This window comes from Nocardia sp. JMUB6875 (assembly GCF_041154655.1).
GTDB lineage: Bacteria > Actinomycetota > Actinomycetes > Mycobacteriales > Mycobacteriaceae > Nocardia.
The window spans coordinates 1-9,698 of record NZ_BAAFGR010000229.1; the positions used below are offsets into that span (position 1 = coordinate 1).

Consider the following 9,698-nt stretch of genomic DNA (forward strand, 5'->3'; position numbering starts at 1 on the left):
GGCGGGGACAACTTGATCACTCCGGCGTCCAGGTCGAGTTCCAGGCGCGGCCGATGCTGCTGACCGTCGCCGGCCTCGCTGCCGTCGTCTTCGAGCTTCTTGCCGGGGAACAGTTCGCCGATGACACCCACGCCACCCAGCGTAGCGCTCAGGTCCGGTAGTACCCCGGCCCCTGCGGCCCGAAGCGCGGCCCGCGCGGCCCGAACCCGCGCCGACCTCGGATGAACGCGAAGAACAGCACCGGGAACAGGAAGAACGGGAAGAAGTGGGTGGCCACCGCGAACCCGATTCCGAAGACCAGGATCACGGCCGCGCCGATCGGGGCCAACGGCAGCGGGCGTTGCGGAGCCGCCACCGGCGCCGGGGTCAGGATCTGCGGGGCGGGCGGCTGTGGCCGGGGCAGGTCGCCGAACAGCACGGCCAACTCGCCCGCGGTCTTGGCGGCGTACGCGCGCCCCACCCGGTCGTCGTATTCGGTGACGTCGAGGCGGCCGGCCGCGAAATGCTCGCCGAGTGCCGCGGCCGCCTGCTCGCGTTCCGCGGTGCCGACGCGGACATCGGGCGGTCCATACACCGCGGGGTCGAATTCGGTCATGACATCCGCCTCATGGGAGGGAAGGAATCTCGTTGTCCGCCAGCGTAGGCGCGTTTTCGGCGACGCGCCTGCACGCGCGGACGTAATCACCGCTACGCCTGCTGACGTACGGCGGCTTCGGCGGCGAGCCCGGCGAATTCGGCGACCCGCGGATGATCGTTCGCGGTCCGCCAGACCAGCAGCACTCGCGCCGCGGGCAGTCCCGTCAACGGCACGAACACCACCTCGGGATGCGTGAAATAGGTCGGCATGGCGGTCGTGGTCGCGAACACCGCGTTGTTGTGGGCGACCGCCGACAGCATCTCCGGTTCGGTGCGCGCGGGCGCGGCGCGCGGGATCGGGCGGCCGGTCGGCGTGGCGGCGGGCGGCCAGAAGCCGCGCGCGAATTCGGGGCTTACGTCCGGATGCGGTCCTATCACCCGCAATTCGGCCAGATCCTCGATATCGAGACTGTCGCGCGCCGACCACGGATGGCTGCGCGCGATGGCCAGCAGCCGCGGGAACGACCCCAGTTCGGGTCCGACCGTCAGATCCGGTTGTTCCACCGGGGCAACGCAAATCTGGACATCGACCTCCCCACGCCGCAGCGGCCCGTAGATATCGGTCCACGAGATCTGGGTCAGCGTGACCGGGCATTCCGGCTGCCGCGCCCGGAATCCGGCCAGCGCCGCGTCCAGTGTCGACCCGTACGGGCCCAGGAATCCGACCCGCAATCCCCGTGCCGCCGTGCGTGTTTCGGTCAGCGCGCGCTGCAGGTCGGCGAAGGCGGGCCGGACCCGCGCCAGCAGATGTTCGCCCAGCGGATTCAGCGCCACCCGGCGGCTGGTGCGCTCGACCAGTCGTCGCCCCACCCGCCGTTCCAGACTGCGGATCAGCTGGCTGACCCGGGGCTGCGACAGCCCGAGCCGGATCGCGGTGCGGCCGAAGTGCAGCTCCTCGGCCAGCACCACGAAGGCTTCTAATTCGGCGGGGTCGACGCGGGTTTCGCGAAAGGTATCTTCGATCAGCATTTCTTATCGATCATCTCGAATCTCGCCGTCGATGGCTATCCGGCAGCTGCCCCATCCTCGGGCGGGGTCTCAGATGCGGCCGTTGGCAGCGACGGCGCGGATGGCGGCATCGGCCTGGGTGTAGGCCGCGGCCGCGAGACGTTCCAGGAGGGCGAGTTTGATCTGCGGGGCCTGGCTGGTGAGTTGGTCGAAGCGCGCCGGAGGGAGGACGGCCACGCGGACGGTGGTCTCGGCGTAGACGTCGTTGGTGTACGGGACGCCCGCGAGCATGGAGGTTTCGCCGAAGGACATGCCGGGGGTGAGGGTGATCAGGCGGTGGCGGCGGTTGTCGCGGTCGGTGAAAGTGAAGCGGACGCGGCCGTCGAGGATGAGGAACAGGCCGCAGCGCCGGCTGTCGCGGGCGACGATGAGTTCGCCGCGGGCGATGGTGCGGGTCTCGAATTCCTTTGCCAGCTGGGCGCATTCGTCGTCGGGCATCTCGGCCAGGGCCGGATGCTGGTCGATGGTGTAGGCGACGGGGCATTCCTGGCCGGGCGGGCGGTGCCGGTCGAGGATGAGCTGTTCGCACCATTCGGTGGCCGAGTCGCGGTCGATGAAGACGCGGCCGCGGGGATCGCTGGGGTCGAGGCTGGACACCAGATGCCCCAGCTTGCCGTCCGGATCCACCAGGGCCACACGGCAACCGGCGGCGGCCAGTTCGGCCTCCAGATCGTTGAGCATGCGAATCGCGATCGGGCTCACGTCGCCGACCTCGCGCAGATCCAGGACCAGCGCCTCGAGCTCGTGCGCGGCGTCCTCGACGGTGCGCACGGTGGATTCGGCACCGGCGAACAACAGGTCGCCGTGGAGTTCGAAGATACGGGCGCGGTCGCCGAATTCGCGCAGGACCGTCAATTCGTCGGCGTCGCGGCGCAGGCGAGAAGGTGCCTCGGCCACGGAGTAGGCGGCGCGGATCGCGGTGTGCGCGGCGCGGGTGACGTGCAGGAAGTGCAGCCCCAGCCGGGTCGAGAGTTCACGGCAGGCCTTGACGCCGCGCACGCTGCTGCCGTGCGCGTCGAGCCTGGGGGAGTAGACGGCAATACCGATCTGGCCGGGCAGCACGGCCAGGATGCCGCCGCCCACACCGCTTTTCGCGGGCAGGCCGACCGTGGTCACCCAGTCGCCCGCGGAGTCGTACATGCCGCAGGTGGTCATGACCGAGAGCACCTGCTCGACCAGCGGCCGGGTCAGCGCGCGTTCGCGGGTCAGCGGATTGATCCCGTTGTTGGCCAGGGTCGCGGCCATCAAAGCGAGATCGCGGCAGGTGACATCGATCGAGCACTGCCGGAAGTAGCGATCCACCGCCTCGTCCGGATCGATGTCGATGATTCCGGCCCCGCGCAGCAGATACCCGATCGACCGATTGCGGTACCCGGTCCGCGCCTCGGAGGCGTACACCGCCTCGTTCATGCTCAGCTCGCGCCCCGCGAATCGGCTGTAGCTCCGCCGGATTCGGGCAAACCGGTCGGCCGCGTCGGTGCCCTTGATCAACGAGGCCGCCGCGATCGCCCCCGCGTTGATCATCGGATTGCGCGGCCGCTGTGTCCTGGGGTCCAGACTGATTTCGAAGAACGGCTCCCCGGACGGCTCCACATCGATGCGCTCGCCCACCGCCGCCACGCCCCGATCGGCCAGGGCCAGCGCGTAGGTGAACGGTTTGGAGATCGACTGAATGGTGAACGCGGTGTCCAGATCTCCGCTCCCGTACACCCGCCCGTCAGCGGTAGCCAGGCAGATGCCGAACGAATCGGGTTGCACCGCCGCCAGTTCCGGAATGTAGTCGGCGAGCGTTCCCGACGTGTCGGTCCGGCATAGATCGTAGACTTCGTCGATGATGCGGGCCACGACGCCGCCGGAGGGGTCCACCGGGCCACTGTAACCGGCGTAACGTGTGGGGAGCCTCACATCCGCTACGGATGTCGCAGGTGACAAATGTTCCTGGCATCGGGGGCCGGAACGGGCTCCGTAGACTGTTGCAATCACAGGAGACATCCGGAGGGAGCAATAGCCGTGGGAGTGCTTTCCCGGGTCGACACGCCCGAGGATCTGCGTCGGCTGTCGGTACCGGAGCTACACGAGCTGGCCGAGGAGATTCGCGAGTTCCTGGTGCGGAAGGTCGCCGTCACCGGCGGGCACCTCGGGCCGAATCTGGGCGTCGTGGAGCTGACCATCGCGTTGCACCGGGTCTTCGACTCGCCTGCCGACCCGATCATCTTCGATACCGGGCATCAGTCGTACGTGCACAAGATCCTCACCGGTCGCAAGGACGGGTTCGATCGGCTGCGCAAGGAGGGCGGGCTGTCGGGCTATCCGTGCCGCGCCGAGAGCGCCCATGACTGGGTGGAGTCCTCGCACGCCTCGGCCTCGCTGTCCTATGCGGACGGTCTCGCCAAGGCGTTCGCGCTGACCCGGCAGAAGCGGCACGTGGTCGCGGTCGTCGGTGACGGCGCGCTGACCGGCGGCATGTGCTGGGAGGCGTTGAACAATATCGCCGCGGGCCAGGATCGTTCGGTCATCGTGGTGGTCAACGACAATGGCCGCTCCTACGCGCCGACCATCGGCGGGCTCGCCGAGCGGCTCGCCGGTTTGCGCACCCAGCCCGCCTACGAGCACGCGCTCGACGCCACCAAGCGGATCGTGCAGAGCATTCCGCGCGTGGGGGATTCGGCGTACTCGATGCTGCACGCCATCAAGACCGGGATCAAGGACGCGGTCGCGCCGCAGGAGCTGTTCAGCGATCTGGGCGTGAAGTACGTGGGTCCGGTCGACGGTCATGATCCGGTGCAGTTGGAGGCGGCGCTGCGGCGCGCCAAGGACTTCGGCGGTCCGGTGATCGTGCACGCGGTGACGCAGAAGGGCCGCGGGTACAAACCGGCCGAGGATCATGTGGCCGATCAGATGCACGCCATCAACCAGATCGACCCGGAAACCGGTGAGCCGCTGGGCGGTTCGTCCGGTGTCAGCTGGACCTCGGTGTTCTCCAAGGAGCTCATCGCCCAGGCCGAGCAGCGCGACGACATCGTGGCGATCACCGCCGCCATGCCGGGCCCGACCGGTCTGTCGCCGTTCGGGGACCGCTTCCCGGAGCGCATGTTCGATGTCGGCATCGCCGAACAGCACGCCATGACCTCCGCCGCCGGTATGGCGCTGGGCGGTCTGCATCCGGTGGTCGCCATCTACTCGACCTTCCTCAACCGCGCCTTCGATCAGCTGCTCATGGATGTGGCGCTGCTCAAGCTCCCGGTGACGCTGGTGCTCGACCGCGCGGGCGTCACCGGCGACGACGGCGCCTCGCACAACGGCATGTGGGACATGTCGGTGCTCGGCATCGTGCCCGGCATCCGGGTGGCCGCCCCGCGCGATGCCGCCACGCTGCGTGAGGAATTGGGGGAGGCGCTGCACATCAGCGACGGCCCCACCGCCATCCGGTTCCCCAAAGGCGCTGCGGTCGAGGAGATTCCGGCCGTCGAGCGCTTCGAGGGCGTCGATGTGCTGCGGCTGCCGGACGTCAAGGACGCCGCGTCGTACTCGGTGCACGCCGACGTGCTGCTGATCGCGGTCGGCGCGTTCGCCGATCTCGCGCTCAAGGTGGCGGATCTGCTGACGGCCGAAGGGGTTTCGGTCACCGTCATCGACCCGCGCTGGGTGCTGCCGGTCTCCGACACCATCGTCAAGATGGCCGGCAACCACCGGCTGGTGGTCACGCTCGAGGACAGCGGCCTGCACGGCGGCATCGGTTCCACGGTCTCCGCCCGGCTCCGCAGCGCCGGCGTGGATGTCCCGACCCGCGATCTCGGTGTGCCGCAGCAGTTCCTGGACCACGCCCTGCGCGCCAAGATCCACCAGGATCTCGGGCTGACCCCGGGCGAGATCGCCCAGCGCGTCCACGTGTGGCTGGGCGCCGCCGACACCTCCGGCGCCGAAATCGAGGAAGCCCTGCTCGACGCCGCCGAATAAGTCCCGGCCGCATACCGGCGGACCCGCGATCCATGATCGCGGGTCCGTTTTTCTATGCGGAGCTGGCCTTCTCGCGTAGATTCTGAAACAGGTTACAGTTTCGGGTCAGGAGTTATCGGATGTCGTTCGTGCTTGTCGAGAAGCCGCGTCCCCAGATCGCGTTGGTCACGTTGAACCGGCCGGAGCGGATGAACGCCATGGCGTTCGACGTCATGGTGCCGCTGCGCGAGACCCTCGAGGACGTGGCGGCCGACAACGAGGTGCGGGTGGTGGTGCTCACCGGGGCCGGGCACGGGTTCTGCTCGGGCGCGGATCTGCAGCACGCGGGCAAGGTGCCCGGGGTGGAGGGGTTGACGCGCACCAGCATCGCGCGGCGCAGCATGACGCTGCTCGACAACGTGATGCTCACCATCAAGCGCATGCATCAGCCGGTGATCAGCGCCATCAACGGCGCGGCCATCGGCGGCGGCTTCTGCCTGGCCATGGGCACCGACATCCGAATCGCCTCGGAGGACGCCTATTTCCGCGCCGCCGGCATCAACAACGGCCTCACCTCCGCCGAACTCGGCATCAGCTACACCCTCCCGCGCGCCATCGGCTCCACCCGCGCCTTCGAGATCATGCTCACCGGCCGAGACGTCGACGCCACGGAAGCCGAACGCATCGGCATCGTCTCCCGAGTCGTCCCCGCCGACAAACTCCTCGAATCCGCCTACGACACCGCCGACCAGATCATCCGCTGGTCCCGCGTAGGCGGCGAACTCACCAAACGCCTCCTCTGGAACGGCCTCGAAGCAGGCTCCTTCGAATCCCACATGCAAAACGAGGGCCTGGCCCAGCTCTACGTCCGCCTCACCACCGACAACTTCGACGAGGCCATCCGAGCCCGCCGCGACCGCCGCTCCCCCGACTTCAAGGACTGAGCGGCCGCACCGCGTCGACACGGGCGGTGGACAGCGCGGTGATGACCCCGCCCGTGTCAAAGCTGTTGCGCCAGTCAGGCCGGACGTGCGAGCGAGGCGATCACCCGCTGTACGTCGGCCAGCCGCACGACCGCACTGGTGTCGGCACCGGTGACCCAGGCTTGCAGGATCTCCCGCATCAGCGTGGTCGCCCCGATGCCCCGCTCCTCGGCCAGATCACGCAGCTGTGTGTCGAGATCGAGGGGAATGCGCAGCGAGCGGGTGATCATCGGCTCGCTGCTGTCGGGGACCGGCAGTTGCGCGTCGGCACCGGTGGAGATGAGGTCGGAGAGGTTCTGTTCGATGTTCATGCCCATCACTTCCGTCCCGTGTAGCGGTCGAACACGGCCTTCTCGTCCTGGAGCATCTCGCGGGCGGCGATGACGTCCCAATCGTTGTCCTCGTCGGCCGATTCGAGGACGAACACTACTAGGTAGCGGCCCGTGTGGGTGAGACCGAATAGAGCGGACGCTTTCGCGTCGAGATGACGTACCAGGCGGCGCTTGGAATGCAGTGCCTCCCAAACCTCGCCGGGTTTCACGCCGTAGACCCGAATGTTGTGCAACCCGTCGCTGGTGAAGCTGTATCGGTCACCCACTCTTCCAGCGTAACACGTGCGTGATACGCCGTGGGTGGCTCATACTCTCGTTCAGCTATCGACCAAGCGCCACGTCAGAGGCTGCTGGAACCTGTGGTGTGCTCAGGATCCGGTGCTGCGGAGCAGACCGGCGCTGCCGGAGATGATCAGCTCGATCAGCCCGGCGCCGCAACCAGCCTGCTTGGGCTGCTGCGCGAGCGGCGCTCCGGGCGGTGCGGCGGCCACCGTCACCGTCTGTGTCTCCCTCGGGGTGTCGAAGTTCCCGACGGACAGCACGTGACTGCCGCTGGTGAGCGGAACCCAGATGACGGAGTGGGTTCCGCCTCCGATGCAGGTGTCGTTGTCGTAGAAGTTGTACGTGGGAATAGCCTGGTTCGTGCCGTCCCAGGCGCCGACGATCTCGTAGCTGTGCCCGACGACGAAAGAGGTGGCGATCGTGCAGGTTCCGCTCGCGCAGTCCTCCACGTCGAAGTTGAATCTGGCGGCGTCGGCGAGGCCGGGGGACAGGGTGGTGAGCGTTCCGGCGACGCCGACAAGCGTTGCGACCCAGGCGATGCGGCGTTTCATGGCGGACATCGGTGACTCCTTGCTTTCTTCGACCTTCTGGCACTAGCTGCCGGGCAGCAGATTCGAGCTGCCGGAGCCGAGCAGGTCAGCGCTGCCGGAGCCGAAGCCGCGCTGGCAGCCACCCTGCTGGGGCTGCTGTGGCGTCGGTGATCCGGCGGGTGCGGCGACCACGGTCACCGTCACCGAATCCTCCGGGAACCCGAGGCTGTTGCGGGCGGACAGGGTGTGGCTGCCGGCGGTGAGTGGAACCCAGGTGACGGAGACGCCGCTTCCGATGCAGGCACCGTTGTCGTAGAAGCTGTAGGCGGAATGCTGGGTGTTCGTGCCATCGTAAGGACCGACGATCGAATAGCTATGTCCGGCAACGATAGACGTGGGTGTCGGACAGTAGGTGATCGAGCAGTCCCCGAGCTCGATGCCGTGGATTCCGGCGGTGGCGAGGCCGGGGGAGAGCGCGGTGAGGGTTCCGGCGACCCCGACAAGGGTTGCGGCCCAGGCGATGTGACGTTTCGTTGCGGACATGATGACTCCTTGATTGCTTCGAATTTCCGGTACTGGCTGCCGGGCAGCAGATTCGAGCTGCCGGAGATGATCAGCTCGATCAGCTCGGCGCTGCCGACGCCGGGCGCGGGGCGCTCAGGATCCGGCGCTGCCGGAGCGGAGCAGATACGACAGGACGCCTCCGAGGGCGCCGGACCCGGCGGAGGCGAGCACGTTGGAGCTGCCGCCGCCGATTCCGCAGCCGGGCTGATTCGGTGGCTTCACGGGCGTGGATCCGGCGGAAGCCGGGGCTACCTCGACCGTCATGGACACCGAGTTCGGCGCGCCCTGGACGGTGAGGGTGTGCGTTCCGGCGGTGGTGGGGACCCATATGACGGTGAGGGTGGCGGCCGGTGCGCTCGCGATGCACTGTCCGTTGTCGAAGAAATCCGCGACTGCCGAGAGCCCGGGGTTGTAGCCCAAGCCCGGGAAGATCTGGTAGGAGCGCCCGACGACCGCGGATCCGACCTCCGCGCCGGTCGCGGTGTCGGTGAGTATGGGCGCACCGTCGATACGGGCGCCCGCGATGGGTGTCGACAATGCGGCGAGTGTCGCGACCGATGCCAAAGTGGTTGCGGCCCAGGCGATGCGGCGCATTGGGTGGTGTGTAGAGGTCATCAGAAGCCTGCGCTGCCCGATCCGAGGGGGCTGCCGCTGCCCGTGCCGCTGCCGGTGACGGTGCAGTTGCCCGGCGGCGTGGGTGACGGGGTGGGTGACCCCGGCGGCGCGGCCACCACGGTCACCGTCAACCTGTAGGGCCCGGGCATGACGAACGGTTCACTGACCGAGAACTTGATGGTGATTTCGTGTGTTCCGGCGGTGGTGGGAACCCACGGGATCGTATTGCCGGGTTGCGCATAGGAGAAGCCTCCGATGCAGGTCCCGTTGTCGTAGAAGCTCGCGCGAAGCGCGTCGTCCACCGGTCGGCCCGCGTAGATCGAGTAGGTCTGTCCGACGACGTAGGACGACGGCACATCGCAGATGTTGTTCGAACAGTAGTCGACTCGGGGGCCGTCGACGAAGGCGGATGCGGTGGGCGCGGAAAGGGCGGCGACTGTCGCGGCTAGGGCCAAAGTTGTTGCACCCCAGCCGGTGTGGTGGACGGCGCGGATCTTGGCGGGCATTCGGGAACTCCTCTTTCGTACCCCTTGGTACGGGGTGGGGAGAATCTAACCGGCGCCAAGTGTGAAATTAGTTCGCTTCAGAAAACCCGTGTGCCCCGACTTTCTTGGGCGATGGAGCTGGGGTCAGGCCTTCGGGTAGAGGGCTTCGGCCAGGCGGGGGACGGCTAGTTCGCGTTGCCAGGGGCGGGCGCCGCCGGCGGCGAGGTAGTCCTCGATGAGGGTGGGGGCGTCGCCGTTGGTGGCGGATTTGGGGAGGCCGTCCCAGCACATGCGGCGGAGGAGGTCGGGGGTGAGGAGGTTCTCGAC

Annotated in this window: 11 protein-coding genes and 1 pseudogene; 2 read left to right on the forward strand and 10 right to left on the reverse strand. The window is 68.0% G+C overall.

Translation table 11 applies throughout. The features are described 5' to 3' along the window. Positions 1-148: 148 nt before the first annotated feature. The 3 genes from ACAM49_RS35755 to glsA all read right to left on the reverse strand — a co-directional run bounded on the left by ACAM49_RS35755 (position 149) and on the right by glsA (position 3,510). Entirely contained in the window at positions 149-595 is a 447-nt protein-coding gene (locus tag ACAM49_RS35755) for a DUF1707 domain-containing protein (RefSeq protein ID WP_369639965.1), read from the reverse strand. A gap of 92 nt (positions 596-687) precedes the next feature. After that, the gene (locus tag ACAM49_RS35760) at positions 688-1,605 is read right to left on the reverse strand and encodes a LysR family transcriptional regulator (protein ID WP_369639966.1); all 918 of its coding nucleotides are present in this window, start codon (positions 1,603-1,605) and stop codon (positions 688-690) included. 69 nt (positions 1,606-1,674) lie between these two features. Beyond that, positions 1,675-3,510, reverse strand: coding sequence for a glutaminase A (gene glsA / locus ACAM49_RS35765; protein WP_369639967.1), 1,836 nt, complete (start codon positions 3,508-3,510; stop codon positions 1,675-1,677). 144 nt (positions 3,511-3,654) lie between these two features. On the opposite strand from glsA, the gene dxs reads away from it, so the two are divergent. Together dxs and ACAM49_RS35775 are read left to right on the forward strand one after the other, a co-directional pair. Continuing rightward, on the forward strand, positions 3,655-5,601 hold the full coding sequence (gene dxs / locus ACAM49_RS35770) for a 1-deoxy-D-xylulose-5-phosphate synthase (RefSeq protein WP_369639968.1): 1,947 nt from the start codon (positions 3,655-3,657) through the stop codon (positions 5,599-5,601). A gap of 119 nt (positions 5,602-5,720) precedes the next feature. Then, entirely contained in the window at positions 5,721-6,524 is an 804-nt protein-coding gene (locus ACAM49_RS35775) for an enoyl-CoA hydratase (protein ID WP_369639969.1), read from the forward strand. A 74-nt stretch (positions 6,525-6,598) separates the two neighbouring features. On the opposite strand, the gene ACAM49_RS35780 is transcribed toward ACAM49_RS35775, so the two are convergent. The 7 genes and pseudogenes from ACAM49_RS35780 to ACAM49_RS35810 form a co-directional block, all read right to left on the reverse strand. Further along, positions 6,599-6,874 (reverse strand): hypothetical protein, encoded by a 276-nt coding sequence (locus tag ACAM49_RS35780; RefSeq protein WP_369639970.1) that lies wholly within the window; start codon positions 6,872-6,874, stop codon positions 6,599-6,601. Between the two features lie 5 nt (positions 6,875-6,879). Continuing rightward, entirely contained in the window at positions 6,880-7,161 is a 282-nt protein-coding gene (locus ACAM49_RS35785) for a hypothetical protein (RefSeq protein WP_369639971.1), read from the reverse strand. A 102-nt stretch (positions 7,162-7,263) separates the two neighbouring features. After that, positions 7,264-7,737 (reverse strand): hypothetical protein, encoded by a 474-nt coding sequence (locus tag ACAM49_RS35790; RefSeq protein ID WP_369639972.1) that lies wholly within the window; start codon positions 7,735-7,737, stop codon positions 7,264-7,266. A 33-nt stretch (positions 7,738-7,770) separates the two neighbouring features. After that, entirely contained in the window at positions 7,771-8,250 is a 480-nt protein-coding gene (locus ACAM49_RS35795; protein ID WP_369639973.1) for a hypothetical protein, read from the reverse strand. 114 nt (positions 8,251-8,364) lie between these two features. After that, positions 8,365-8,865, reverse strand: a complete 501-nt coding sequence (locus tag ACAM49_RS35800) for a hypothetical protein (RefSeq protein ID WP_369639974.1) — start codon at positions 8,863-8,865, stop codon at positions 8,365-8,367. A gap of 20 nt (positions 8,866-8,885) precedes the next feature. Continuing rightward, entirely contained in the window at positions 8,886-9,392 is a 507-nt protein-coding gene (locus ACAM49_RS35805) for a hypothetical protein (protein WP_369639975.1), read from the reverse strand. Positions 9,393-9,515: 123 nt separating this feature from the next. Beyond that, positions 9,516-9,698 (reverse strand): annotated as a pseudogene (locus ACAM49_RS35810) (ribonuclease D); the annotation flags it as partial.